Here is a 26,505-nt window from a genome sequence, read left to right as displayed (position 1 = left end):
GAAAGCAACCTCAAACCTATAAACCTGTCGTGCTGGTCACCGGGTGTTCTTCTGGTATTGGTTATGCTACAGCCAAATTGCTCTACACTTGTGACGAATACAGAGTGGTCGCAACCACTCGAGAAAATAAATTAGAAAAACTTCTGCAGGAGCTACCTGAAACCGATCGCTTTATCATTCGTGGGATGGATGTGACCTCCGAAGAAGATCGCAGTCGGGTGATTAAGTCCGTGGAAAAACACTGGGGTGGCGTCGATATTCTGATCAATAATGCAGGCATCTCCTATCGCGCGGTGATTGAACACATGACGGACAAAGATGAAGAACTGCAAATGGCGACAAATTATTTCGGACCAATGGGTTTGATTCGTTTGTGTCTGCCTCATATGAGAAACACGGGGAGGGGAAAGATCATCAATATCTCTTCTGTCGCAGGAATGCTTGCGATGCCAACAATGTCTTCCTACTCCGCCTCAAAATTTGCGCTGGAAGGTGCCAGCGAATCCCTTTGGTATGAGATGCGCCCTTTTGGTGTGCGCATTTGTTTGGTGCAGCCCGGATTCATTCACAGTCCGTCTTTTCAGAACGTTTACCACACACCTCTGTCTGACCCAGCATTGAACTGGAAAGGGCCTTACAGCGATTTTTACGCGAACATGACACCGTTTGTGGCAAAGATGATGAATATGTCGCTCACGACTCCAGAAAAAGTCGCACGGCAAATTTTAAAAGCCATTAAAACCGAGAATCCTCCACTTTGGATCCCCGCAACTTTAGATGCCACTGTGTTTTATTATATCCGCCGGCTGTTACCTAGAAGAGTTCTGCTTCCGTTTCTGTATTGGTGTCTTCCCGGAGCACGTAATTGGGCTAAGGAGTATTCTCATCGCCGTGACCGTTAAGTCCTGGACCTTCGCCTATATCAGCCCAATAGACTTGAATTCAGATTAACCTCTTGATCTGCTAGAGGCGTCTTGTAAGTAGAGGCCAATGAGGGCCTCGGGATACTAGCAAACCCTTGTTAAGCATGGAGGCTGATCATGGGAGAAAAATCACTCGCAGAAACGGTGATCGAGGCAACAGGATTGCCAACAACCGCTGTTGAAAAAGAATTTAATAAGCTTTTAAATAACCATGGTACAACGGCCGAAGACATGACGATGGACGATCTTCGCGAAATGATGGCGGAGTATCTGCAAACTGTTTTCTTAGAATTGGCCGAACAAGAAAATTCAGCTGCATCCTAATTGCCACTGCGTTCTGAGGGTGTAGAACCCGCTAGTGCTATTGGACTGACAAAATAAAAAAGGCAGCTTGCGGCTGCCTTTTTCTATTCTGACTTCAATTGTCTGTGCGATTATTTCGCAAGATCGATCAAAGCTTGATCAACGAAAGTTTTTTGTGCGTTGATTTTTGTGTAAAGGCTGAACAAAGAGCAATCGTCTACGCCATCTTTACCGATACCACGGCTTGTGATGCCCCATACATATGGAACGCCTTTAACCGTAAGGAAAGCGGGACCACCAGAGTCTCCGTGGCAAGCCCCTTTACCTTTTGATTGATCCAAAGCAATTTCAGTTTTTCCGAAAGATTGGATGATTTCGATGCCATCCACTTTACGAAGTTTGTTGTCGCTTGTTTTATTCACACCATCGGTCAAACCGTAACCAGCAAGAGTCACCATCGCGCCGTCAGTCAAAAGTGAATCATCACTTAGGAATTGAGCTACTTGATAACCCGGTTGTTTAGGACCAGCAAAACGAACCAACGCAATGTCGTTTGCATCAGAACCGTCGTCATTTTGTGTTCCGTATGAAGGATGAACAGCAACTTTATCAACAAGGCGAACTTGGCCACGTTGAATGTTGTTAAGGTCTTTAGTGAATACAACGTAAAGAGCGACCTTTTCGCCTTCTTTTGCTTCAGGTACACAGTGTCCTGCAGTCAAAACAACGTTGTCTTTAATCAAAGAGCCAGTGCAGATGTACTGACCTTCTTTGCCTTCAGAATCTACAACTGACGCCACAAGAGCGACCGTTGTTTTTGCAATTACGTCAGAAGATTCAACGATAACGCCACCAATTATAGATGCGTCAGCTTGAACTCCAACAACGTTTTGCTTTTGTGGTGCACAGGCAACCAAAGCCCCCGCTAGGCCTAGCACTGCAAGCAAACTTTTAGATTGAGATTTTTTCATTACAACCCCTCCAAGGTTCGGTGGTTAAACACCCATTTTGGAACCAGGGCAAACTAAAAATTTCAATGCGACTTATAAAAATGACTTATAGATGAATGCTCGACGCATAAAAAAAGGCTCCCTTTTGAGGAGCCTTTTCGGCATTTTCACAAAATATTTTGTTCTAATGCAATTGAGTGCTTACGCGCGCTCAACAGAGATTTGGATTTTCGCTTCCATACCTTCTGCATAACGTACTACCGCTTTGTGTTGACCCAAAATTTTGATTGGCTCTTCCAAAACGATGTCGCGGCGGTCTACTGAGAAACCAACTTTTTGCAACTCTTTAGAAATGTCAGTTGTAGTAACAGTTCCGAAAAGTTTGTCAGTTTCACCAGCAGGCAACTTGAATGTCACAGTTGTGCCGTTGATTTTGTTCAAAAGCTCTTGGCGTTCTGCCAATGCTTTTTTCTTTTTTGCTTCAGCAACGCGTTTCAAGTGTTCGTATTCTTTTACGCGTTTTTCAGTAGCTTCAGCCGCAAGTTTGCGTGGGAACAAAAAGTTTCTCGCGAAACCTTCAGAAACGTTCACCAACTCACCTACACGACCTACATCTTTAACGTCTTTTTGTAGAATAACTTTCATGTGATCTCCATTTCATGAGTTTGTTCCGACGGATCTGAGACGACGAAGTCTCCCGCGGAAATCAACCCAGTAATCGATCAAGCCAACGATACTCAAAACAAGCATCAATTGTCCGACCAAGATTATGTACGTCAGAACTCGAGTGAACACACCTGCGCGCATCGAATTCAGAAATACTTCCAACACTGCTAACCCCTGAAAGAAATAGAGAACGATTGCTACGTTCACGATATTTACTGCGAGGATCGCAATGGCCTTACCGCCAAAACCCACCATTGTTAGAAGGAAGGCTGTCATCGCTACCCAAATAAAATAATCAGGCAGACGATATTCTAACAACTTGAGCTGAGAGGCAATTTTCTCACGGGGCATATTGAGCCATGAAAAAACCCTTCTCTCAAAAATTAATCCCAAACCCAATGCCAAAATAAGAATGATGACAATGGCTGAAGGAATTTGCTGCAACAAAACTTGTGGATCCAGTTTCACTGCGGGATTCATTTCTTGAACCTTCGAAGTGAACTTTTCAACCAAGCCCTGCACTTCAGCGATGGTATTAATTCCATTCATTCTGAAAGCTCCGATGGCACTGAGTCCTGCGACTACAGATCCTGCCGAAACGCTCAGGAGTCCTGAAACCCACCAGCTTACACCTTTGGTTTCCATTTCCATATAAGCTCCTAAAGTCATCCAAATTGAGCCTATAAAGAATGCCAGAGGTTGCGCATTCAACAGCCAAGAGGCTGTTGTTACGACAAGTCCAAGAAGCCAAAAAGCCCAAGGACCGTAAGACTTACGCAAGACACGAAGAAGAGGAGCGCCCAAGATCCCAGTCATCATCGACAACAAAATCGAGATTGAAGAGATTGTGATGAATTTCTGAGGGGACGCTCTTTTCTGCATGGCTCACGCCTTTTCTAAAAACTATTCGCCGCGTTCAGCACGTTCAGCTTTTGCAGCTGCGAAAGCCGCTTTACGTGCTTGAATTTTTGCTTCGCGCTCTTTTTCACGAGCTGCAGATTCAGCAAGACCTTTTTTGAAGCCTTCCATGAATTTAGCCAATGAAGTGCGCTCGTCTAGGCGAGTGTGCATAAAGCGAAGAACTTTGTCGTTGATACGCATAGTTCTCTCAAGCTCAGCAACTGCTTGAGTATCTGCTTCGAATGTTGCGTGGAAGTAGATAGCTTTCTTAAGTTTACCAATTGGAGTTGCTAGAGTTCTTTTACCCCAAGTCTCAAGAGAGTGAACGTTTCCTTTAAAGCTTTCGATAGTCGCTTTATTTTTGCGGAAAAGTTCTTTTTGATCTTCTAGAGAAGTATCTGGGTGAACAAGAACAACAACTTCATAAGGTGCTACTGTTGTTTGCATGTGAATATCCTTTCGGTTAATAGCCCCCAACCCGAGGAAGGGAACAAGGATGACTTTTAAAATTTGGTCTATCGGGTGTAGCACGGCTTTGGACCAAGCTCAAGTAATAGGCAATTGAATCCCTAAGAAACCAGCCCTAACATATCTAAATGGTCACTTTTATTGAAATTATTCTGGGTTCTAACGAGGGTTCGCGCTTTAAAGTGGAAGCGGGCCTGACGCTGGGCCGCTCTAAAGCTGATATTGTGATCAAGGATCCGAAGATCTCCAGCACCCACGCCAAGTTCGGCTTGAACAGCAAAGACCAACTAGTTTTGAACGACTTAGACTCCTCAAATGGAATCTATATCAGCGGTCGTCGTGTGAAAAAAGTCGCGTTATTACCAGGGGTTATCTTTGAGGTGGGGAGAACCCAGTTTAAAGTCGTGACCGTCCAAGAAGAAGAGGCCGTCGACTTCAGTCGCTTTGTGACTTGGCGCACCATCGTAAGCGCGAACCTTGGAGCACAAGAAATCCCTAATAAACCTCAGCTTGGAAATATTGAAGCTTTTAGCCCGCCGGTTAAACTTACTTTTATACAGGGTATTCAAACTGAAGAAGAGCTTGTTCTGGGTTACGGGCCGCGAAAAGCGGGTGCGGACTCTTTGGACATTGAACTTTTTGAAGAAGATGCACCTCAGGAAGCCTTTGAACTCGTGCCGGGTCTAGGCGCTGTGCAAATTAAAATTAAAGAACCCGGTCGCGTTCTACTTAACAATAAACGTGTTAATTCCGAAATACTTAAAGATGGAGACTTGATTTCCTTGGGCAATACGCTCATTAAAGTCACGTATCTCTAATTTAGATTTTTTCGGAAGCGAGAACGACAACGATGGAGACGACTCCAAAAATCACAGGCCAATTTGAAAGCTTTGACGGCACACCGATTTATTATGAAGTGCGCGGTGAAGGTGAGCCCTTGGTTTTAGTGTACGGTATCGCTTGTCTGATCAATCACTGGCATCATCAGATCGAACACTTCGCTAAAAATTATCAAGTCATTGCGTTTGATTTACGCGGTCATCATCGCAGCAATCCTGTGATCAACAGATCTGAATTGACGATGGATTCACTGGTTGAAGACATCACAAGCCTAATGAAGCATTTGAAAATCAAAAAGGCGCACTTTGCGGGACACAGCTTTGGTGCTCCGATTATTTTGCATCTCTATGAAAAACATCCCGAACTTTTAAAGTCGATGACCTTTATCAACGGCTTTGCTCGCAATCCGATTAAAGGCATGTTTGGTCTTGATGCGATCGAACCGTTTTTCTATTTCGTGAAAAGTAAATACGAACATCAACCGGAATTGTGGAATACTCTGTGGAAAATGGCGATTGATAATCCGATGGCTATCTACCTATCCGCTCTCGCTGGTGGATTTAATTTACGAGTGACTCAGTTTAAAGATATCGAAGTCTACACCCGTGGTGTCGCACGAATGAATTTAGAAATTTTCTTAGGCTTGTTTGAGCAGCTGATGAAGTATGACGGGGAGAGTGTGCTTGAGAAGATCGAAGTGCCGGCCTTGATTTTGTCAGGTGAAAAAGATCTCGTCACGCCTTTGCGATTCCAACATCACTTTAAAGAGAAAATTAAAAACTCCCAATTCGTCCTGGTGCCCTATGGTTCTCATTGCACGCAGCTTGATTTCCCAGATTACGTAAATCTGAAAATCGAAAACTTTTTAAAAGACGTTAAATAAATATTTTTGAATTGAGAAAAAGAAAAGCCCCAACAATTTTCCGCTGGGGCTTTTTTATGATTACACTCGTTGCGGACTATCTCCAAGCCGCTTTCGTGATATCAAATCCGTATCTTTGAACTGAGTCGTCAGATGTGAACACAAGTTTCACATAGTCGCCATCAAATGGAACCGTGAAGCTGTCATCATTACGACCGCTGATCACGCCCAATTTTTTACCACTTCTGTCGAAGAATTCGATTTTGTCGTATTCTCTTTCAGTATCGAATTTTGAGAAGTAGATTGCGATTTGTTTCGCGCCTGGAACATTCACTTCATATTCTTCTTTTGTGTTTTCCTTGTAAGGATGCGCAGAAGAAATATTCAATGGAACAGTTTGCCAGTTGATTGGATCGTTAGGATCTGGTGCAGGCAATGTATTCGTCAACATTGCATAAGCATTTGCCAAACCACCGCGAGCTTTACCGCGAAGACCTGGAATTGGTTTCGAAGTAGAGACAATTCTTTCTTTCATCTCAACGTTTGTAAGGTTTGGTTCTTTAGCAACAAGAAGTGCCGCCATACCAGAAACGTGAGGAGTAGCCATTGAAGTTCCTGACCATGAATCATAGCCAGAACCTTTAACTGATGAATAAATATTCACACCAGGAGCACCCACGTGAACTTTTGTTTTTCCGTAGTTAGAGAATGAAGCCAACTGACCACGGTTATCAACAGCCGCAACCGCAATGACGTTAGGAACGTCGTAAGTTGCTGGGTAAGTTGGATTCGAATCGTTGTTGTTTGCTTCGTTACCAGCTGCTGCTACGAAAAGAGCGCCTGCTGTGTTTGATCTTTCGATCGCTTGTTTCAAAGTTTCAGAGTATCCACCGCCACCCCAAGAGTTTGAAAGAACGCGCGCGCCCATTTTAGTTGCGTAATCGATAGCTTTCAAAGCGCCTTCGAGAGAGCCAGAACCGTTTGCAGCCAAGAACTTAACGCCCATCAAGCGAACATTCCAAGCAACACCTACGATACCTTTGCCATCGTTACCAGTCGCACCGATTGTACCAGAGCAGTGTGATCCGTGACCGTGGTCATCAAGTGGATTACCTGTTGGTTTGTTTGCATCAACGAAACTTGCACCATAGATATCGTCAACGATGCCGTTGCCGTCGTCATCAACACCCGCTTGACCGTTTTTTTCTGCTTCGTTGATCCACAGATTGTCTTTCAAATCTGGATGGTTGTAGTTGATACCTGTATCGATAACCGCCACGATCACATCTTTCGAACCTGTCGTGATATCCCACGCAGCTTCCGCACCGATGTCGATACCTGCGATACCAACCTGGCGTCCCGAGTCTTGTTGACCGATATTGCTCATACCCCACAATTGACCAAACATTGGGTCATTCGGAGTTTTATTAATTCTATAAATATAGTTTGGCTCAACGATATCAACAGCAGGGTTTTCAGCCAAAGTTTTCAAAACTTCTTTTTCAGATTCAAATACTGGACGCTTGATCACCACGATGTTTTGACCAGGAATTGTGCTCTTCACAAAAGAACCCAACTGCATGCTCAAAGTATTCACAGAAGATTTCGCAGAAACTGTTGGCTTAAGTTTTACTACGAATTCACCAGGTACCGCTTCAGGTGCTGCCGCAAACGCTTGAGTGCTTGCGAAGAACAGACCCAACATTGAAATTTTGGAGGCTCTTCCAATAAGCCTTTTCATATGATCTCCTTCATTGGTGATTTTCATGTGCGGACGTCGGGGAAAAATTTGCCTAACGTGCGCCAGTTCCAAAATGGTACCAATGGGAGTCTGGGCTGGTTATCGTTTTTTGAAATTACTCAAAAAAAGCATAAGTTTTAGATTTAGGTCGAGTGCAATCAAGATCTTCGTCGAGGGAAAAATACAAATTTCAAACTAAGAGACGGCTTTCTTTCCAGACTTTGGTCGTGTGTCATCTTCAATGAATCCAAAACTGAGTTGTTGAGGTGCATTTTTAAACGACACGACTTTGTCAGGATTTTCTCTGATTTCTTTGGCTTCACTTGGTGTGGTCACATTCACGCCAGTAGATGCTTTGATAAGATGCTTGATAAAGGCTTCTTTCACGCTGTCAGGTCCATCTTTTTTAAATCCTAATTCCTGCATGATATTGCCGACTTTTTTCATAAGCCCACCTTAAGTCTAGTTTCGGATTATTGTTGTGCGAGCTTTAGAAGAAAATCGGTGTGATGTGGAATCGGTGATGTCTCTCACACTTATCGACTGATGGTGCGAAGTTTCATGGTTAATGGGTGTGTGAAATTTATTTGCCGGAGGAGCGTTTTAACGGCCCTAGCATGAAAAGATTCCTTGTACTCGCATTGCTTCGAGATAGGATCAAATGAGTTCGTTTATGGGAGCTAAACTTGGTCTCAAACTTGCTACTTAGATAGGTAGGAGGCCCTATGAAATTGTCTCAAATCGATTCAAACACACTTCTTCTCATCGCTATTGGCGTTATCGTCCTACAAAATATTGCCTTCGCTTAAAAGCGATTTGAATCATTTCAAATAGAAACAAAAAAGCGGACTTTTAGGTCCGCTTTTTCATTATGAGGGGCCGATTTTGGGCCCCTTTTTCAATTCTTTGGCAGAGGTTAATTAGCCTGCGCCGCCGTCTTGGATTTTTGGTCTTTTTGTTGCGCTCGCCACTGCAAATTCACGATTCATACGAGAGATGTTTGTAAGTTGAATGTCTTTAGGACATGCAGCTTCACACGCACCCGTCGTTGTACAAGCACCGAAACCTTCCGCATCCATTGCTGCTACCATGCGAAGCGCGCGTTCTTTACGTTCAACCGCACCTTGAGGCAACAAAGCCATGTGAGAGATTTTCGCTGATGTGAAAAGTGCCGCTGAAGCATTTTTACAAGCCGCTACGCAAGCTCCACATTGAATACAAGTTGCGGAAGACATCGCTTCATCAGCATCTGCCTTAGGAATAAGAATCGCGTTGGCATCAACTGGGTTACCCGCATTCTGAGAAATATAACCACCAGACGCGATGATACGATCCATAGCAGATCTATTCACCATCAAGTCTTTGATCACTGGGAAAGCTTTTGCGCGGAAAGGTTCCAACGTCAAAGTTTCACCGTCATGGTAGTTTCTCATGTGCAATTGGCAGATCGTTGTCGATTTCAAAGGACCGTGGGCTTCACCCTCGATAACGAAACCACATGCACCGCAAATACCTTCACGGCAGTCATGGTCAAATGCGATAGGTTCTTCACCCTTGCCAACGATTTCTTCGTTAACAGCGTCAAGCATTTCAAGGAATGAAGCATCAGGTGAAACATTCTTTGCTTGATACTCAACAAATTTTCCCGAATCTTTCGGGCCTTTTTGTCTCCAAACTTTCAAAGTCAAATTCATCGTTTTTCCAGACATTTTACGCCTCTTATTTGTAACTACGAGTTGCTAGGTGAACGTTTTCAAAAGTGAGTTCTTCTTTGTGACGAGTCGATGGCTTATTAGCGCCATTGTACTCCCACGCAGCCACGTGACAGAAGTTTTCGTCGTCACGTTTTGCTTCACCTTCAACTTGGTATTCTTCACGATAGTGACCACCGCAAGACTCTTTACGCTCAAGAGCATCACGACACATCAACTCGCCAAGTTCCAAGAAGTCAGCTACGCGGCCCGCTTTTTCAAGTTCAACGTTAAGGTAGTTTGTTTCACCTGGGATACGTACGTTTTGCCAGAATTCTTCGCGGATTTTTGGAATCATTTCCAAAGCTTTTTTCAAACCAGCTTCGTTACGACCCATACCACAGTATTCCCACATCACGTTGCCAAGCTCTTTATGGAAGCTGTCGACCGTGCGGCTGCCTTTGATGTTCATCAACTTGCTGATTTCTTCTTTCACGCTTGCTTCTGCAGCTTTGAAAGCGTCATTCGTCGTTGTGACTTTCTCAAGTTTTGTTCCGCCCAAGTAGTTACCAATTGTGTATGGAAGAACGAAGTAACCATCTGCCAAACCTTGCATCAATGCAGACGCACCCAAACGGTTCGCACCGTGGTCAGAGAAGTTGGCTTCACCAGCGACAAACAAGCCTGGAATAGTTGATTCCAAGTTGTAGTCAACCCACAAGCCACCCATTGTGTAGTGAGGAGCCGGGTAGATCATCATCGGTTGTTTGTACGGATTGTGACCGACAATTTTTTCGTACATTTGGAAAAGATTCCCGTAACGCTCAGAGATTTTATCTTCGCCCAAACGTTTAATTGCATCGGCAAAATCCAAGTAAACTGCTTTACCTGTTTCATTCACGCCGCGACCTTCATCGCAACGATATTTCGCCTGACGAGAAGCCACGTCACGAGGAGCCAAGTTACCAAATGATGGATACACGCGCTCGAGATAGTAATCGCGTTCATTTTCAGGAATCTCATTTGGATGGCGTTTATCACCAGCTGTTTTCGGAACCCATACGCGACCGTCATTACGAAGAGACTCTGACATCAGAGTCAATTTGGATTGGTTTTCGCCGTGAACGGGGATGCATGTTGGATGGATTTGTGTGTAGCAAGGATTTGCAAAGTAAGCGCCACGTTTGTGGGCTTTCCAAGCTGCGGTTACTGCACAGTTCATCGCATTTGTAGAAAGGAAGAATACGTTTGAATAACCACCACTTGCAATGACAACAGCATCGGCTTCGTGAGATTCGATTTCGCCAGTTAGCAAGTTTCTAACGATGATACCGCGTGCTTTTCCGTCGATAACAACGAGATCAAGCATCTCTGTGCGTGAATGAAGCTCCACTGTTCCAGCATCCACCTGTCTCATCATTTCAGAGTAAGTACCCAGTAGAAGCTGTTGACCTGTTTGACCGCGGGCATAGAACGTACGGGAAACTTGCGCACCACCAAATGAACGGTTCGCCAAAGTTCCACCATATTCGCGTGCGAATGGAACACCTTGTGCAACCATTTGGTCGATGATGTTCGCTGATACTTCTGCCAAACGATAAACGTTGGCTTCACGGGCGCGGAAGTCGCCGCCTTTTACCGTGTCATAGAAAAGACGGTAAGTAGAGTCACCGTCGTTTTGGTAGTTTTTCGCAGCATTGATACCGCCTTGAGCCGCCACCGAGTGGGCACGGCGAGGAGACTCATGCACGCAGAATGCTTTTACTTTGTAACCAAGTTCACCCATTGAAGCTGCTGCAGATGCGCCCGCAAGACCAGTTCCAACCACGATCACTGTGTGTTTACGTTTGTTGGCAGGGTTTACAAGTTTGTAGTCAAATTTTGCTTTTTTCCATTTGTCGGCAATTGGGCCGCTTGGAATTTTTGAATCAAGTTTATTAGCCATTGTCCTACTCCCTTAGTTCGTCGCGAAGAAGAAGAGGTAAAGAGGTTGAGCGATGAAACCCAAAGCTACGATCACAGCGTAAGCATAGCTGAGTTTTTTCCAAGTCCCGCGGTAAGTGCCTTCCATCAAACCAAGTGATTGGAAGCTTGAACCAACTCCGTGACTTAAGTGGAAACCTAGAAGAATCAAGCAGACCACATACCAAACTACGTAAGTCGTGCTTTGGAAAACTTCTTCCATCAAACGAGCCAGGTCACGCATCACCACGCCATTTACTGTCGTTTCATAGTGAGTTCCGTATTTGAATGTAATCAAATGATAGATCACAAAAACAAGAATCAATGAACCTTGAACGGCCATTGTTCGGGATGCAAGGCTCACTCGCTTTGCACCTTTCGCTGCCACTGCGTATTTTTGTTCTTTCGCAGCACGGTTGCTAATCGTCAATGAAACCGCAGTGTACACATGCACAATCAGCGCAAGAAGTAGCACGGCTTCAGCAATATAAATTAGCTTTCCGCTTGTAAGTGCGTGGCCATATGAATTGTAGGCATCGTGGCTCACGAAGATTAATAAATTTCCTGCCATGTGAGCGAGAACAAATCCCGCCCAAACTAGGCCAGAAATACCCATTAAGTACTTTTTCCCGACGGTAGAACCGAGAAATCCAGACATGGTAAAGGACCCCTTGTTTTGCTTTGTATTTTCTCAATAAGTTTACAAGTAACATTACTCCCGCCGACTGTAATTTGTCCATGACCCCCATCATGTTTCGCAGGACGTTAAATATATAATTTAGTTTTGCCTTTCTTATACTTGCGATAAAACAGGGCCCTTACAAAATGGGGTTAGAATATGAAGATTTTTGTGTGTATCAAGCAGGTGCCTGACACCGAAACAAAGATTAAAATCTCCGCTGACCAGACGAACATCGATACGGCTGGAATTAAATGGGTTATGAACCCATACGATGAGTATGCCGTAGAAGAAGCAAATAAGCTTCGCGATGCAAATCCAGGTAGCCAAGTTTGGGTTTTGAGTGTGGGTCCGAAGGCTCGTGTTGTTGAGTCTTTGCGTACGGCTCTAGCAATGGGTGCTGATGAAGCCATCGTGGTAAACGGTGAAAACCTCGACAACTATTCCACTGCAAAAGCATTGGCTGAAGTTATCAAAGCTGAAGGTGGCGCAAAAGTTATCTTCACTGGAAAATTGGCAATTGACGACAACGCGTCTTCAACAAGTCAAATGGTTGCTGAATTCTTGTCTATCCCTCACGCAACTGTGGTTTCTAAATTCGCTTTCGGCGGAGAGAACGTAACAGTTGAACGCAACATCGAGGGTGGTGCGAAAGAAGTATTGCAGATGATGGCACCAGCAGTTGTGGCTGCTGATAAAGGTTTGAACATGCCTCGCTATGCAAGTCTTCCTGGTATCATGAAGGCAAAGAAAAAAGTGATCAAAGAAATCGAATTTGCTTCTTTGAATATTCCTGCAACTGACATCAAAGTTAAGTACACAGGATTTGCTCTTCCTCCAGAAAAACCAGCTGTAAAAATGATTTCGGGCGATGCGGGTGCGCAAGCATCTGAGCTAGTTAAACTTCTTCGCGACGAAGCGAAAGTTCTGTAGGAGATCGACATGGCTAAAATTCTAGTATTTGCTGAACAATCAAATGGCGCTCTTAAGCGCAGCTCGATCGAACTTCTTCAAGCAGCCGCTAAATCTGGCGGAACTGTTGCAGCTCTTGTTGTTGGCTCTCACGCAGGTGATGTGACGACGGCAGCAGCGCAAAACGGTGCTTCTGAAGTACACGTGATTAAAGATGCCTCTTTGGATGGATACAATCCCGAAGCTTTCACTGCAAACGTGGCGGCTGTTATTGAAAAAGTACAACCAGCAATCGTGTTGGCGTCAGCTTCTTCGACTGGCAAAGATCTTTTCCCAAGAATTGCAGCTAAATTAGGTGCGGGTATCGCAAGTGACTGTGTGACTTTGAATATCTCTGGCGACACAGTAACGGCATCTAAACCAATGTACTCTGGAAAATGCTTTGCAAACGTAAACTTCCAAAACACTTCTATGAAGATCGTTTTGATGCGTGCAAATCAACTTCCAGTTGCAGCAGCTGACACTTCAAAAACAGCAGCAGTCACAGAACACGCGGTAATCAAACCTGATTTGAAAACGCTTTTGAAAGAAATCGTTAAAGGCACATCTGAGAAATTGGATTTAACGGAAGCAAACATCATCGTGAGTGGTGGTCGTGGTTTGAAAGAAGCTGCGAACTTCAAAGTCTTGAATGACCTTGCTGACGTTTTGGGTGCAACAGTAGGTGCTTCACGTGCCGTTGTTGATGCTGGTTGGGTCGGACACGGTATGCAAGTTGGTCAAACTGGTAAAACAGTGGCTCCTTCTTTGTACATCGCTGTTGGTATCTCTGGCGCGATTCAACATTTGGCTGGTATGAGCGGTTCTAAAGTTATTGTTGCTATCAACAGTGACCCGAACGCTCCAATCTTCCAAAAAGCAACTTACGGTATCGTCGGTGATGCTCTTGAAATCGTACCTAAATTGACTGAAGAGTTTAAAAAGGCTCTTCACCACTAATCGTGTTCAGGAAATACATCCTACCGATTATTGTGTTTGTTTTCTACCGAACCCTCTCGTGGACGTGGAGGGTTCGGCTTATCGAACCTGATTCCCTTCAAACTTCTCTCGACAATAAAACTCCGGTTGTTCTTGCTCATTTTCATGGTGATGAACTGGCGTTGATTTCAATCGTTAAGCGCTATCGAATTGCCACAATTGCTTCACAATCCAAAGACGGTGAGTTGATGGCGAAAGTGTTGAAGTGGATGGGTGCAAAAACCAGTCGTGGTTCTTCCACGCGTGGTGGCGTTCAAGCGCTCAAAGGTCTTTTGCGTTTACTAAAAGACGGGGGAAATTGCAGCTTTGCAGTTGATGGCCCGAAAGGTCCGTTACACAAAGTGAAGCCCGGCGTCTTTGAACTTTCTCGTATGGTCAATGCTCCGATTTACGCGGTTGGAGTAGCGGTTGATCGCGCGATTCATTTTCCACGCTCGTGGAATAAAACTTTTCTGCCAAAACCATTCGCGAAAGTCGTGATTTATTGGTTAGGTCCCATGCCTGCAGTCTCTCGAGAAGTCGATCCGAGAAACCCAGACCTTGCTCTAGAGCTAGAAGCTCTTTTACACCGCGCGAGGCAGGAAGCTCTTAAATTCATTGCGGATAATGATGCCTAGTGCTAGCGTTTTTAGGTAGAGTTTATTCAACTTTTAAAAGGGACTTTTAAAGTATGAAATTTGTTTTAAGCATCATGTTGCTCATCTCGACGTCTGCCTGGGCTCAAAAAGGCGAAGTCGTTGCCCAAGTCGGCAAAGAAACTATCACGGCTGAAGAATTCACTAAGAAATTCAATGAAGTAAAAAGCCAAACAATGAATCCTCCAACAAGAGATCAGTTTCTTGAAGATTTGGTTCGTTTCGAAGTGGGCGTACAAGAAGCTTACAAACGTGGTCTTGATAAAGATCCCATCGTGATCGATCGCTTCCGCCAAGAGATGTACAAGGCTCTTCTTGAAAAAGACATCGGCCCACGCATCCAAAAAATTCAAGTTTCAGACAAAGAAATGCAAGCTTGGTACAAAAACAATCCGGAACTTCGCACAAGCCATATCTTGATTGAATACAAGCCAGGTGCAACAGCTGCTCAAATTGCGGAAGCAAAAAAGCGTGCAACTGAAATCCTCAGCGAAGTGAATAAAAGTAAACGTCCGTTTGAAGAGCTCGTGAAGCTTTATTCTGACGACGCTCTTTCTAAGCAAGCTGGCGGAGACGTCGGTTGGCAGTCACGTGTGACACTTGTTCCATCATATTACGAAGCGATCGCGAACATGAAAGTAGGTGAGGTTAAGGGTCTCATCGAAACTCAATTCGGCTTTCACATCGTAAAGTTGACGGGTCGTCGTAGTTACGAAAACGCGAACAAACGCCAAATTCGTGCTGCGGTATTTGACGAAAAAAGACGTCAGATCTTCAACGACTACTTCGACAAACTTAAGAAGTCGTACTCTATCAAAGAAAATAAGAGTGCTATCAAATAAGGAATCGCATTCATGAAATTCTTTAAGAGCCCCGCCCTGTCGGGGCTTTTTATTTTTTTAAGCCTGTCTGTTCTCCCTGGTTGTCCTTCTAACTACCAGAAGGTTTCGACGAAACCCGTTGCAAAGGTTAACGATCACGTCCTCACCACGAAACAATTTGCAAATTCACTGGCTCGTCGACTTAAAAACTTTGATGCCCTAGCGGCCAAAGACAGCAACAATATTCATCGAATTAAAGAAGACATATTGCGCGAATTTGTGGTGAAGAGTTTGACGCTGGATTGGGCCCGCGCCCAAAGCATTGTGATTTCGGAGTCGGAACTCGATAAAGAAGTTGATAAGCTTCGCGCCAACTATCCAGATGATCTGTCATTCCGTCGCGTTCTCGCTCAGGAGAATCTATCATTTTCAGAATGGCGTGAAGATCTTCGTTATGTTTTGGTCGAACGAGAAGTTTTCAAAAAATTGAACGAAAAGATCAAAGCTCCGGGCGAAGAAGAAATAAAGCGCTATTACGAAGACCATAAAGACCGTTATAAGCGCAAAGAGCGTATTTACCTGCGCCAGATCGTCGTTGATGAAGCCGCCAAAGCAGATGCCATCAAAGCGAACCTAAAAACCGCTGATTTCGCTGAGCTAGCGAAGAAATATTCCATCACACCTGAAGGAAAAGCAGGTGGTGTGGTTGGATGGATTGAAAAGGGGACTGTGGATTACTTCGATCCTCTTTTTAGCGCGGGCGCTCAATTACAAACAATCAAGAGTCCATTTGGTATCCATCTGATTAAGGTTGAAAAAAAGGCACCCGCCTCAATTTTAAGCCTCGAAGAGGCTCGTCCCCAGATAGTTCGAGCCCTTCGCGCACAACGCGAGCAGGCAGAATACGTCGCATGGCTTGATGCTCAACTCAGAAGTAGTAAAGTCCTAAAGGACTACGACTTGATGAACTCGATCCGAATCGATACGCGAGGAAATGATGATTAACACACTTTTATCTTTGATGCTTTTAACGGCCCCAGCCCACGCCGACGTTGTGGAAAAAACTGTGGCTATTGTGAATTCTGAACTGGTGTTGGAATCGGACTTCAAAGCTCTTGAAAAAAGAATCGATAAACCAGGAATGGTGGATGAATCTCTTTTGTTCGATAAACCGGTATCAAGTCTTAAAGGAAATCGCAAAGCTCAGTTGGATTATTTGATTAACGAAAAGCTTTTGGAATCAGAAGTAAAGCGTTTGAATCTTGCCGTGACAACCGATCGCGTAGAATCTGAACTTCGCGATATGGCGAAAAGAAATAACTTAAGCCAACCTGATCTTATTAAAGCAATCAAATCCCAAGGTGTTACTGAAGAAGAATATCGCGCGTTTTTGAAAGAAAAAATCGAGAAGCAATCTTTGATGGATTCTGAAATCATTTCGAAGCTTCGCATCTCTGATGAAGACGCTTTAAATGAATACCTCAAACAAAATCCAAACAGCCGTCCTTCAATCGACGAGTTCAGCGTTGCGCATATTTTCTTTAGTCCGAAAAAAGGTGGCGCTGAAGCGGCAGTGAAAAGAGCGGAACTCGCGCTCGGAAAGCTTCGCCAAGGCGAGAGTTTTGAAACTTTAGCGCAACAATTCAGTGAAGATCCAAACTTCACAGCCGGCGGATCTCTGGGAACTTTTAAGTCAGGTGAATTCTTGCCTGAGATTGAAGAAGCCATTTCTAATCTTAAAGTAGGTGAAACAACACCGATCGTGAAATCTCGCATCGGTTATCACATCGTAAAAGTCACAAGTAAAAAAATGGCGATGGATCCAAAATTTGAAAAAGTAAAAGATCGCATCAAAGCGCAACTTCTCGAACAAAGCTTTAAGCGCCAATTGAAATTGTGGTTACAAACCAAAAGAGACGACTCTTTTGTTCGCGTAAATGAGTAATAAAAAAATTGCTCTTACTACTGGTGACAGCGATGGTATCGGACTTGAGGTCACGATCAAATCGCTGTTGGCATTAGGTCCACAAAAAGGAATTCAGTTCCTTCTGTGGCGGGAAGATACGACCTTAGCATCTAAAGAGATTCGCAAGCTTGATAAAAAGTTTAAGCGCATCACTGTTGATAATTTGGCCGAGGCTCTGAAGATCGATGGGGATTATCTTGTGGATATTGCCTCGGATCTATCTCCAGCACATTGGGTAGAGGAAACAGCGAAAGCTTGTTTGAAGAATCACCTTCACGCGATGGCAACAGCTCCGCTTTCAAAGACCCGCATCAAAGAAGCCGGCTTTAAAGATCTCGGTCACACGGATATTTTAAAACGAATTTCGCGCACTAAAAAAGTTCATATGGGCTTTATCGGCGATAAGTTTTCTGTCGTCCTTGCAACAGGCCATGTGCCGATTTCTCAGGTTTCAAAACATCTGAGCTTTAGTACTTTGACGGATGCCATTTCACATGCAGATTATCTGCGCCAACAACTTCCCGCGGCTTACAAGAAAAAGCCAATTGGTGTTCTTGGCCTCAATCCACATGCTGGCGAACAGGGGATGATTGGTCAGGAAGAGTTATTGATGTTTCCGGAACTTCCTGCGTGGGCTAAAGAAAAGAATATTCCGCTTGAGGGACCGCTCGTTCCCGATGCGGCTTTTTTCCCACAAAATTGGAAGAAATATTCCGTCTATGTAGCGCTTTATCACGATCAGGGACTTATTCCTTTTAAAATGACTCATGGTCAGGACAGCGGTGTCCATATGACCCTCGGAATTCCTTTTATTCGCACGAGTGTCGACCACGGAACTGCGAAAGATATTTTTGGCCAGAATAAGGCCAATCCTCACTCTATGATTGATGCCGTTCGCTGGGCGGTAAAATTCGCTCGACTCAAAGCCTAAGTAATTATATTCCTAAATGTCTGAATTAATTGAGGTGTTATATGTTCCAACCAGTCATTTTTAGAGAGTACGACATTCGCGGCGTTTACAATGGTCAATTCGATGATCATTTCGCTTATCTTTTAGGTCGCGCTTATGTTGTGTATATGAAAAACGAAAAGGGTATTTCAAATCCAACTGTTGCCCTTGGTTGCGATGCGCGTGAAAGTTCTCCTTCAATCATCAAGAATCTTGCAAAGGGTTTGATGGAATCAGGTGCTAAAGTCATTCACTTGGGTCTTGTCACGACTCCTGTCTGTTACTTTTCAACTTTTGAATTGAAGGGTGTTGATGGCGCGGTTCAAGTAACAGGCTCGCACAATCCTCCTGAGTACAACGGCTTCAAAATTTCTGTTGGTAAAGGCACAATCTTTGGTGCGGAAATTCAAAAGCTTCGTATCATCATGGAAAAAAATGAGTACATCAACGGTCAAGGTTCGGAAGAACACTTCGACATTAAGCCTATGTACTATGAGCGCTACCATAAAGAATTCGGAACAATCAAAAATGTAAAAGTTGTTCTGGATTGTGGTAACGGCGCTGGTGGTTCTGTGGTGCGCGGCCTATTTAAAGCTGTCGGACTAGAGCCCACTATTATGTTTGAACAACCAGATGGCACGTTCCCAAATCATCATCCAGATCCAACTGTTGAGGAAAATCTTGTCGACCTTAAAGCGCAAGTTCTTAAAGAAGGTGCAGTTTGTGGTATTGGATTTGATGGCGACGCCGACCGTATCGGTGTTGTTGATCACACCGGTCGCATGGTGTACGGCGATGAATTGATGGTGATCATCTCCCGCGCAATTCTTGAAAAACAAAAAGGTGCGAAGATCATCGGTGATGTAAAATGCTCTGATCGTTTGTACCAAGACGTTGCAAAACACGGTGGCACTCCGATCATGTGGAAAACGGGTCACTCTTTGGTGAAAGAAAAAATCAAAGTTGAAAAAGCTCCGTTCGGTGGCGAAATGTCTGGCCACATCTTCTTTGCGGATCGCAACTACGGCTACGATGACGCTCCTTACGCGGCTCTTCGCTTGGTTGAAATCTTGGCGCAAACTGGAAAAACAATTCCGCAGTTGCTTGAAGGTCTACCTCCTTCATTCAACACACCAGAAATTCGTATCGACACGACTGAAGAGAAAAAAGTTTTGATCGTTGAAAAAATGATCGAAGCTTTCCCAAGTAAGCCAGATGCCGACTACAAAGTGGATTTCACAGATGGAATTCGTTTGAGCTTTGCAGATGGTTGGGCGCTTTGCCGCTCTTCAAACACGCAGCCTGTTGTAGTTGTTCGTTATGAATCTACGTCTCAAGCGGGGCTTGATCGAATTCGCAACCGTGTTGAAGCGATTGTAAATAAATATCTATAAAACTCGGAATATCAGTTACTTTTGAGACACGCCATTTATGAGACTTTGTTGGAATCTCAAATCTAGGCGTGTCTTCCTTTTTTAGCGTTCAAACACCCTTGAGAATCCCTCCAAAATTTCCGAAGAATCGCTCAGTCCACAAAATAAAAAAAGGGTTGAGCACATGGCATCTGGTTCTTGGTTTAAAAGTATCAAAGGAAAACTTTTTGTTTCAGCGATCATCCCGTTAGCGGGATTTGCAGCGGTTGGATATGTTGCCTTTGGAAGTCTGAGTTCTATGGGCTTTATGCTGAACGACGCTTACGTCAATGTCATTCCAAACATGAAAGGTTTGGGAGATATAGAAGGAAGTCGCGCCCGTATCGGACAGTATCTCTGGGGTGCCTTAGCAAATAAAGATGTTCCAAAACATCGCGAAAGTTATGTCTCTAAAGCTCGTGTTGCCGTCGGTGAATTTAAAGAGGCTATAAAAGAGTATGAAGCTGCATCCTTTCAGCCGGGTGAAGCTGAAATGTATCAACCGGTTAAAAATATTCAGGCTGAATATATTAAAGAGGTCGAAGGCTTTATCGAAGTCATCGCCGTCGGTAACCCTACTGAACTTGAAAAAGCACGTGCGGATATGACTGAAGGTATTTACCTGAAACACTCAACAGAGATTAAGAAGTCTATTGGCGAGATCGTCGGATTTTACGAAAAAATCGCGGCCAACAAGAATACGACTCAACAAGCAGAATCTAAAAAGGCATTTATTATGCTAGCTGCTATTGGCGGCGGTGCCGGATTCGTTGTCGTTGCGATCTTAATGTATATCGGCCAAGGTTTAAGTCGTACAGTAAGCAATGTCGTCAGTAGACTTTCAGATGCTGGCCAACAAGTAAATCAAGCTATCGAACAACTTTCTACAGCAGGACAAGGTCTTTCTCAATCATCGACATCAGCGGCGGCTTCACTTGAAGAAACCGTAGCTTCTCTGGAAGAGATGACTTCCATGGTGAAAATGAATTCCGATAATGCGAAACAGGCGGCAAGCCTTTCACAGACTTCACGTGGTGCTGCTGAAGACGGGGAAAGAGAAATTAAAAATCTCGTGGCCTCAATGCATGATATTTCTCAGTCTTCTCGTAAGATCGAAGAGATCATTAACGTTATTGACGATATTGCCTTCCAAACAAATCTTTTAGCATTGAATGCAGCAGTTGAAGCGGCTCGGGCAGGTGAGCAAGGAAAAGGTTTTGCAGTTGTTGCTGAGGCTGTGCGCTCCCTTGCGCAAAGATCGGCAGCTGCAGCGAAAGACATCACAAGTCTGATTAAAGACTCAGTTGAAAAAATTGAAAACGGAACGGCCATTGCCGACAAATCAGGAGATGTTCTTAATAACATCGTGACTTCGATTAAGAAGGTTGCTGATTTGAATAACGAAATTTCCGCGGCAAGTTCTGAGCAGACAACTGGTATTCAACAGATCAACAAGGCCATGAATCAGCTTGATCAAAGTTCTCAATCAAATGCGGCCTCATCCGAAGAAATAGCATCTACAGCGGAAGAGATCGCATCTCAATCCAATCAAATGCAGATGATGGTTGGAGATCTCAATGCGTTTGTCACGGGCTCATCCACAACGGCAGCTAAAGAATCAGCACCATCAGCAACTAAGAACAAGAAAGCTCCGGCATTAGCGAAACCGAAAGACAAAGAACCAAAGGCGAAGGTGATTGAATTCAAACCGCCTTCAAGAACTCAGGCGCCAAGTGCCGCCTCTGATGTGATTCCGTTTGATGATGAGCCAAGAGCAAAAGTAGGAACAACAGACGGCTTCTAAAAAATTGAAGCCTGAAAAAAGAAAAGGCTGGGAAAACCCAGCCTTTTTTATTCTTATTACTCACGGCGCTTGAAAGCGCGTGCGATTAAGAAAGTTTCAAAGCGATGATCAACGCGTAGATAACTAGAGACTCAATAAGAGCTAGACCCAAGATCATTGGGATCAAAAGTTTACCAGAAGCCGCTGGGTTACGAGCGATACCATCAAGAGCTGTAGCAGCAGTTTTACCTTGTGCCAAAGCGCCACCAAGAACAGAGATAGCGATAGCAAGAGCTGCAGCGATAGCAACCATGCCTTTGTCAGAGTTAGCAACTACAGTTTCAGTAGCAGTTGTAGCAGCTTCTTGAGCGAAAGCAGCAGAAGTAGCCAACATAGCGATAGCAGCAACGATCATTTGTTTCATTTTATTCTCCTCGAATAAGTGTGGTTAGTAATTTGCTTCTTAGTGGTCGTGTGCAATCGCGAATGCTACGTAAACCATTGAAAGCAAAGTAAATACAAAAGCCTGAACAAAGCATACGAACAATCCCATCATGTAGAATGGAATTGGTACACCGATTGGAACGAGATCAAGGAACACAGACAATACTGTGTGGTCACCCATCATAACGTTCGCAAGACGAAGACCCAATGAGAAAGGACGAACCATGTGTGAAACAAGTTCGATCACGAACATCAAAGGAGCTAGGAAAATAACCGGACCCATGAAGTGTTTAAGATAAGCGAAGATGCCGTTCTCTTTCACACCTTGGAAGTTATAGAACAAGAACATCAAAATACCGAAACCGAAAGTAGTATTGATGTTTTCAGTCGCAGGAGTCATACCTGGGATCATACCCAACAAGTTGTTGAATACGACGAAGAAGAAAACTGAAGTGAAGAACGGTACATAGTGTTTTCCGTGTTCACCGATAACCATGTCAGCAAGTCCCGACACCATTTCAGTGAGCATTTCCATCACGCCACGAAGAGAGAATTTATCTGCAGGAAGAACTGCAACTTCACCTTTACCAAGAGAAGCGCGAGCTGCTACTCCAAGACCAATGCTTGCTGCTGTTGCGATACCAAGAGTTGCAACGTGAGCGTATTCGTGACCAACACCAGGAATGAGTTGTGTCCAATTAAATGACATTGTCGTTTCCTTCTTTTAAGCCTTCTCTGATTGCATAGATCAAAGCTGAGATGGCGAAGCTTGCTACACCCAGTGCGAACCAAAGCGGCGTGAACCACGAAAGCTTCACAAGAGTATAAATAATGATCCCTAAAATCGCGTACTTAAATACAATGATCCCTATGGCGAGGGCAATCATTTTCTTACTAAAGATAAGACTCCAGCCCCAAGCAAGAAGAACAAAGGTCAAAAAGATCAAACCAGAACCCGCAGCATAGGAAAGCGCCTGCGGCAGTGCAGCAAAATGAGCTAAAAGGAGGCTTCCAAGAATCGTGAAGAGAGCTTGGAAAATAATGATCAATTTCATTCAGGCTTTGTTTTATTCGATTTCTCAGCCGCTTCGTCTTCTTTATTGATGCGTTGGAGCATCCAAATCACCCGAACCAGCCATCCAATGAGGCACGCCACGCTTAGGCCCACAAAAGCGAGGCCCTTGGTTTGGTATTTCTCATCAATATATTGACCCAGGTAAAAACATCCTATGATCAATCCGACAAGTTCAAAGCCGATGGATGCAAAAATTATATATCGCTTCATCATTTTCTAAAGCCCTTCGCTCCCGGAGCATTTCGCATGCGCTCTTGAAGACGCTTAATACGAAGTTCGATATACTCTGGCGGCTTGTAGTGATTCTTGTGCTCTTCTAGAATCCGAATTGCACTCTTAAAATCATTATTCTCTTCATAACAGACAGCGAGGGTCAGCGCGACATTTTCTTGAATGGCTTTTTCAGGAAATTCTTGGATGAGGCTTTTGAATATTTCAGCTGCCTTTACGAACTCTTTTTTTCCAACCAGAATATTCCCTTTTAGCATCAAAGCACTAAAGCGGGTGGTGTCTTCGCTTTTCAATTTTAAAAGAGAATCGATTTCAGACTCGGCCTGAAAGAAATTGTTTTGGTAGTACTGAGCACGAGCCACATTCATTTTGTATTGCGCTTCTTCAGCGTCCGAATGAGGCATTTGTTGCAGCTTACTGTATTCAATAACCGCCATTTGATAGTTTTGGAGGTTATTAAAATAGATATCTGCGATTTCTTTCTGAGCCTGTAAACGCTCTTTATCATTAGTAGAATTCAAAACAATAAAGCGATGGTACTCAATGGCTTTAGGAAAATCCTTAATTTCAAAAAACGAGATTCGCGCCGCTTCGCGAGCTGCTTCCAGAGGATATTCGTTAGGGGAATTACGCTTGATAACTCGATCCAAATAGCTCATCGCTATTCGAAAGTGACCCTGCGAGATTTCTTTTTGGGCTTTTTTATAGTCGGACTGCTCCTGTGAGGAGCAGCCCGCCGTCAAAATTATAGAACTAGTGAACGTTAGCAGGAGGAGTCGCTGGAGCTGGTGCAGTTTCATCGCCACCCTCATCTTCAACAACTGCAACGCCTGTTACAGTCTCTTCTTTTTCATCGATGTTGATCAAACGCACACCTTGGGTGTTACGTCCTAGAACTGAGATGTCTGTGATTTTCATACGGATGACTTGTCCTTTATCTGTCGACAAGATCAATTCCATCTTATCAGAGACTTTCTTCGTTCCGATCACAAGACCGACTTTATCTGTCGTCTTTTGTGTGATGATACCCACACCACCGCGAGATTGGATGCGGTATTCGCCCGTTTCAGAACGTTTACCATAACCTTTTGAAGTCACCATCAAGATTGTATCTGTTGTGTTCTTCTCAAGGACTTCCATCGCCACAACGATATCGTCTTTGGCAAGAGTGATTGCTTTCACACCGCGAGCTGTACGACCCATTTCACGGACGTCTGCCTCGTTGAAACGAATCGACATACCTTCTTTAGTCGCAATGAAGATATCGCTTTGACCGTCAGAGATTTTCACGTCGATCACGCCGTCTTCAAGATCTGTCGTAAGGGCAATGATACCCGCAGTTCTTGGGTTGGCGAATGCATTAAGAGCGGTTTTCTTAATGATACCTTTTTCAGTGAGCATAACGACGTATCTGTTTTCGCTGAACTCGTCCACCGGAAGGATCGCGCGAACGCTTTCACCACTTGCAAGTTGAACAACGTTAGCAAGAGATTTTCCTTTTGAAGTTCTGCTTCCGAGTGGAAGTTTATGAACTTTACACCAGTAAACTTTTCCTTTGTCTGTGAACACAAGAAGCATTGTTTTTGTGCTCGCAGAGAAAAGATCCGTTACGTAATCTTCTTCTTTTGTCTCCATGCCTTTCAGACCTTTACCACCACGTTTTTGCACGCGGTATTCAGCTGTTGGCATACGTTTAATAAGACCTGTGTTTGTCACAGTGACAACCATGTCTTCGTCAGCAATCAAATCTTCGTCTTCGATATCATCGCCAGAACCTTGAAGCTGAGTGCGACGAGCATCAGCGTAACGTTTTTTAACGTCTTCAAGTTCGCCTACGATAATTTTGTAGATTTCACGAACGTCGGCCAAAACGAATTTCAACCAGTCGATTTGTTTCATCAGCTCTTCAAGTTCAGCGATGATTTTATCACGTTCTAAACCTGTCAAACGTTGCAAGCGCATTTCAAGAATCGCGACAGCTTGTTTCTCAGAGAATTCAAACTTCGACATCAAGGCTTCGCGAGCAGCATTCGCCTCTTTAGAAGCACGGATGGTTTTAATAACCTCTTCGATATGATCGAGAGCTTTTTTCAAACCTTCCAAGATATGTGCGCGTTCTTGAGCTTTCTTAAGTTCGAAGATACAGCGTTTCGTCACTACGTCGCGACGGTGATCAACGAATGCTTCCAACATCCCTTTCAAATCGAAAGTGATCGGTTGGTTTTTCGCATCAAGCGCAAGCATGATGATACCGAAGCTAGTTTGCAATTGAGTGTATTTGTACAAGCGGTTCAAGATCACGCTGGCGTTTTCACCACGTTTCAATTGAACAACGATACGCATACCTTCACGTGAAGACTCATCGCGGATATCAGAGATACCTTCGATTTGTTTGTCACGAACAAGGTCAGCCATGCTTTCAATGAGCTTCGCTTTATTCACTTGGTAGGGAATTTCCGTGATGATGATTTCTTCACGGTCCTTCGCAGGAACAATCTCAGCAACACCTTTCAAAGTGATGATGCCACGACCTTTTTTATAGGCTTGCAAGATACCTTCACGTCCGGCAATCACACCAGCAGAAGGGAAGTCAGGTCCTTTGATGTGAACCATTAAGTCGTCAATTGAGCACTGTGGATTGTTGATCAAGTGCACGCAGCCGTCGATCACTTCACCTAAGTTGTGTGGCGGAATATTTGTCGCCATACCAACCGCAATACCAGTCGAACCATTCACTAAAAGATTTGGAATTTTCGCAGGAAGAACCAACGGAATCTGCAAAGAGTCGTCGTAGTTCGGTCCAAACGGAATAGTTTCTTTGTCGATGTCTTGCAGAATTTCTTCTGCAAGATGAGTCATACGGATCTCAGTGTAACGCATAGCTGCCGCGCTATCACCGTCGATAGAACCGAAGTTTCCTTGTCCATCCTCAAGCGGATATCTCAGAGAGAAATCTTGGGCCATACGAACCATTGTTTCGTAAACAGCCGAGTCACCATGCGGATGGTATTTACCGATTACGTCGCCGACTACACGGGCAGACTTCAAGTACGGACGTCCCGGGCGGTTGTTCATTTCGTGTTGTGCGAAAAGCACGCGACGATGAACGGGTTTTAGACCGTCACGAACATCGGGTAGGGCACGACCGACGATAACTGACATTGAGTACTGAAGATATGCATCACGCATTTCCTTACTGACATCAACGCGGGTTACGCCTTTTTCTTCGTTATTATTATTTTCCATAATTCACC

General features: G+C 44.2%; 28 protein-coding genes. 13 read left to right on the top strand and 15 right to left on the bottom strand.

What is annotated here, in order from left to right; translation table 11 throughout:
- Positions 1-29: 29 nt before the first annotated feature.
- Together ACLWOR_RS07225 and ACLWOR_RS07220 are read left to right on the top strand one after the other, a co-directional pair.
- Positions 30-902, top strand: a complete 873-nt coding sequence (locus ACLWOR_RS07225) for an SDR family oxidoreductase (protein WP_413940029.1) — start codon at positions 30-32, stop codon at positions 900-902.
- Between the two features lie 138 nt (positions 903-1,040).
- Positions 1,041-1,247, top strand: coding sequence for a hypothetical protein (locus ACLWOR_RS07220; protein WP_413940028.1), 207 nt, complete (start codon positions 1,041-1,043; stop codon positions 1,245-1,247).
- Positions 1,248-1,357: 110 nt separating this feature from the next.
- Here the strand turns inward: ACLWOR_RS07220 and ACLWOR_RS07215 are convergent, their stop codons facing one another.
- The 4 genes from ACLWOR_RS07215 to rpsF form a co-directional block, all read right to left on the bottom strand.
- Positions 1,358-2,197 carry a S1 family peptidase gene (locus ACLWOR_RS07215; RefSeq protein ID WP_413940027.1) on the bottom strand — a complete coding sequence of 280 codons (840 nt, stop codon included), beginning with the start codon at positions 2,195-2,197 and terminating at the stop codon, positions 1,358-1,360.
- A 180-nt stretch (positions 2,198-2,377) separates the two neighbouring features.
- A complete protein-coding gene (gene rplI, locus ACLWOR_RS07210; protein WP_413940026.1) occupies positions 2,378-2,821 on the bottom strand; it encodes a 50S ribosomal protein L9 in 444 nt (147 codons plus the stop codon).
- Between the two features lie 12 nt (positions 2,822-2,833).
- Entirely contained in the window at positions 2,834-3,724 is an 891-nt protein-coding gene (locus ACLWOR_RS07205) for a DUF2232 domain-containing protein (protein ID WP_413940025.1), read from the bottom strand.
- Positions 3,725-3,745: 21 nt separating this feature from the next.
- Positions 3,746-4,189, bottom strand: coding sequence for a 30S ribosomal protein S6 (gene rpsF, locus ACLWOR_RS07200; RefSeq protein WP_413940024.1), 444 nt, complete (start codon positions 4,187-4,189; stop codon positions 3,746-3,748).
- A 149-nt stretch (positions 4,190-4,338) separates the two neighbouring features.
- Between rpsF and ACLWOR_RS07195 the strand changes: the two genes are divergently transcribed.
- Both ACLWOR_RS07195 and ACLWOR_RS07190 read left to right on the top strand, forming a co-directional pair.
- A complete protein-coding gene (locus ACLWOR_RS07195) occupies positions 4,339-5,028 on the top strand; it encodes an FHA domain-containing protein (RefSeq protein WP_413940023.1) in 690 nt (229 codons plus the stop codon).
- 32 nt (positions 5,029-5,060) lie between these two features.
- Positions 5,061-5,933, top strand: a complete 873-nt coding sequence (locus ACLWOR_RS07190) for an alpha/beta fold hydrolase (protein ID WP_413940022.1) — start codon at positions 5,061-5,063, stop codon at positions 5,931-5,933.
- A gap of 76 nt (positions 5,934-6,009) precedes the next feature.
- Here the strand turns inward: ACLWOR_RS07190 and ACLWOR_RS07185 are convergent, their stop codons facing one another.
- From ACLWOR_RS07185 to ACLWOR_RS07165, 5 genes are all read right to left on the bottom strand, one after another.
- Complete coding sequence (locus ACLWOR_RS07185; RefSeq protein ID WP_413940021.1) at positions 6,010-7,653, bottom strand: S8 family serine peptidase; 1,644 nt, start codon at positions 7,651-7,653, stop codon at positions 6,010-6,012.
- A 195-nt stretch (positions 7,654-7,848) separates the two neighbouring features.
- Complete coding sequence (locus ACLWOR_RS07180; protein WP_413940020.1) at positions 7,849-8,100, bottom strand: hypothetical protein; 252 nt, start codon at positions 8,098-8,100, stop codon at positions 7,849-7,851.
- 473 nt (positions 8,101-8,573) lie between these two features.
- Positions 8,574-9,362, bottom strand: a complete 789-nt coding sequence (locus ACLWOR_RS07175) for a succinate dehydrogenase/fumarate reductase iron-sulfur subunit (protein ID WP_413940019.1) — start codon at positions 9,360-9,362, stop codon at positions 8,574-8,576.
- A gap of 10 nt (positions 9,363-9,372) precedes the next feature.
- Entirely contained in the window at positions 9,373-11,289 is a 1,917-nt protein-coding gene (locus ACLWOR_RS07170) for a fumarate reductase/succinate dehydrogenase flavoprotein subunit (protein ID WP_413940018.1), read from the bottom strand.
- A gap of 12 nt (positions 11,290-11,301) precedes the next feature.
- Complete coding sequence (locus ACLWOR_RS07165) at positions 11,302-11,964, bottom strand: succinate dehydrogenase cytochrome b subunit (protein ID WP_413940017.1); 663 nt, start codon at positions 11,962-11,964, stop codon at positions 11,302-11,304.
- A 180-nt stretch (positions 11,965-12,144) separates the two neighbouring features.
- Here ACLWOR_RS07165 and ACLWOR_RS07160 point away from each other — a divergent pair, with 180 nt between their 5' ends.
- From ACLWOR_RS07160 to ACLWOR_RS07120, 9 genes are all read left to right on the top strand, one after another.
- Positions 12,145-12,918 (top strand): electron transfer flavoprotein subunit beta/FixA family protein, encoded by a 774-nt coding sequence (locus tag ACLWOR_RS07160; protein WP_413940016.1) that lies wholly within the window; start codon positions 12,145-12,147, stop codon positions 12,916-12,918.
- Between the two features lie 9 nt (positions 12,919-12,927).
- Positions 12,928-13,896, top strand: coding sequence for an electron transfer flavoprotein subunit alpha/FixB family protein (locus tag ACLWOR_RS07155; RefSeq protein WP_413940015.1), 969 nt, complete (start codon positions 12,928-12,930; stop codon positions 13,894-13,896).
- 32 nt (positions 13,897-13,928) lie between these two features.
- A complete protein-coding gene (locus tag ACLWOR_RS07150) occupies positions 13,929-14,552 on the top strand; it encodes a lysophospholipid acyltransferase family protein (protein ID WP_413940014.1) in 624 nt (207 codons plus the stop codon).
- A gap of 53 nt (positions 14,553-14,605) precedes the next feature.
- Entirely contained in the window at positions 14,606-15,412 is an 807-nt protein-coding gene (locus ACLWOR_RS07145) for a peptidylprolyl isomerase (RefSeq protein WP_413940013.1), read from the top strand.
- A gap of 12 nt (positions 15,413-15,424) precedes the next feature.
- The gene (locus tag ACLWOR_RS07140; protein WP_413940012.1) at positions 15,425-16,396 is read left to right on the top strand and encodes a peptidyl-prolyl cis-trans isomerase; all 972 of its coding nucleotides are present in this window, start codon (positions 15,425-15,427) and stop codon (positions 16,394-16,396) included.
- Positions 16,389-17,336: a peptidylprolyl isomerase gene (locus tag ACLWOR_RS07135; RefSeq protein WP_413940011.1), complete on the top strand. Its 948-nt coding sequence runs from the start codon at positions 16,389-16,391 to the stop codon at positions 17,334-17,336. Before ACLWOR_RS07140 ends, ACLWOR_RS07135 begins: the two co-directional genes overlap by 8 nt.
- Complete coding sequence (locus ACLWOR_RS07130) at positions 17,329-18,288, top strand: 4-hydroxythreonine-4-phosphate dehydrogenase PdxA (protein WP_413940010.1); 960 nt, start codon at positions 17,329-17,331, stop codon at positions 18,286-18,288. Before ACLWOR_RS07135 ends, ACLWOR_RS07130 begins: the two co-directional genes overlap by 8 nt.
- Positions 18,289-18,329: 41 nt before the next feature.
- A complete protein-coding gene (locus tag ACLWOR_RS07125; protein WP_413940009.1) occupies positions 18,330-19,700 on the top strand; it encodes a phosphomannomutase/phosphoglucomutase in 1,371 nt (456 codons plus the stop codon).
- A 163-nt stretch (positions 19,701-19,863) separates the two neighbouring features.
- Positions 19,864-21,522, top strand: coding sequence for a methyl-accepting chemotaxis protein (locus ACLWOR_RS07120; protein WP_413940008.1), 1,659 nt, complete (start codon positions 19,864-19,866; stop codon positions 21,520-21,522).
- 85 nt (positions 21,523-21,607) lie between these two features.
- Here ACLWOR_RS07120 and ACLWOR_RS07115 read toward each other — a convergent pair whose 3' ends face one another.
- The 6 genes from ACLWOR_RS07115 to gyrA all read right to left on the bottom strand — a co-directional run bounded on the left by ACLWOR_RS07115 (position 21,608) and on the right by gyrA (position 26,497).
- Positions 21,608-21,925, bottom strand: a complete 318-nt coding sequence (locus tag ACLWOR_RS07115; RefSeq protein ID WP_413940007.1) for an ATP synthase F0 subunit C — start codon at positions 21,923-21,925, stop codon at positions 21,608-21,610.
- Positions 21,926-21,964: 39 nt separating this feature from the next.
- Positions 21,965-22,654, bottom strand: a complete 690-nt coding sequence (gene atpB / locus ACLWOR_RS07110; protein WP_413940006.1) for a F0F1 ATP synthase subunit A — start codon at positions 22,652-22,654, stop codon at positions 21,965-21,967.
- Positions 22,644-23,000 carry a hypothetical protein gene (locus ACLWOR_RS07105; RefSeq protein WP_413940005.1) on the bottom strand — a complete coding sequence of 119 codons (357 nt, stop codon included), beginning with the start codon at positions 22,998-23,000 and terminating at the stop codon, positions 22,644-22,646. Before ACLWOR_RS07105 ends, atpB begins: the two co-directional genes overlap by 11 nt.
- Positions 22,997-23,233 carry an AtpZ/AtpI family protein gene (locus ACLWOR_RS07100; protein WP_413940004.1) on the bottom strand — a complete coding sequence of 79 codons (237 nt, stop codon included), beginning with the start codon at positions 23,231-23,233 and terminating at the stop codon, positions 22,997-22,999. The genes ACLWOR_RS07105 and ACLWOR_RS07100 overlap by 4 nt, the downstream gene beginning before the upstream one ends.
- The gene (locus tag ACLWOR_RS07095) at positions 23,230-23,910 is read right to left on the bottom strand and encodes a tetratricopeptide repeat protein (RefSeq protein WP_413940003.1); all 681 of its coding nucleotides are present in this window, start codon (positions 23,908-23,910) and stop codon (positions 23,230-23,232) included. Before ACLWOR_RS07095 ends, ACLWOR_RS07100 begins: the two co-directional genes overlap by 4 nt.
- Positions 23,911-24,004: 94 nt before the next feature.
- Complete coding sequence (gyrA, locus tag ACLWOR_RS07090; protein WP_413940002.1) at positions 24,005-26,497, bottom strand: DNA gyrase subunit A; 2,493 nt, start codon at positions 26,495-26,497, stop codon at positions 24,005-24,007.
- Positions 26,498-26,505: the final 8 nt, after the last annotated feature.

It is taken from the genome of Bdellovibrio sp. HCB2-146 (assembly GCF_047345725.1).
In the GTDB taxonomy this organism is placed as follows: Bacteria; Bdellovibrionota; Bdellovibrionia; order Bdellovibrionales; family Bdellovibrionaceae; genus Bdellovibrio.
This window is presented reverse-complemented; position numbering and strand designations above follow the sequence as displayed.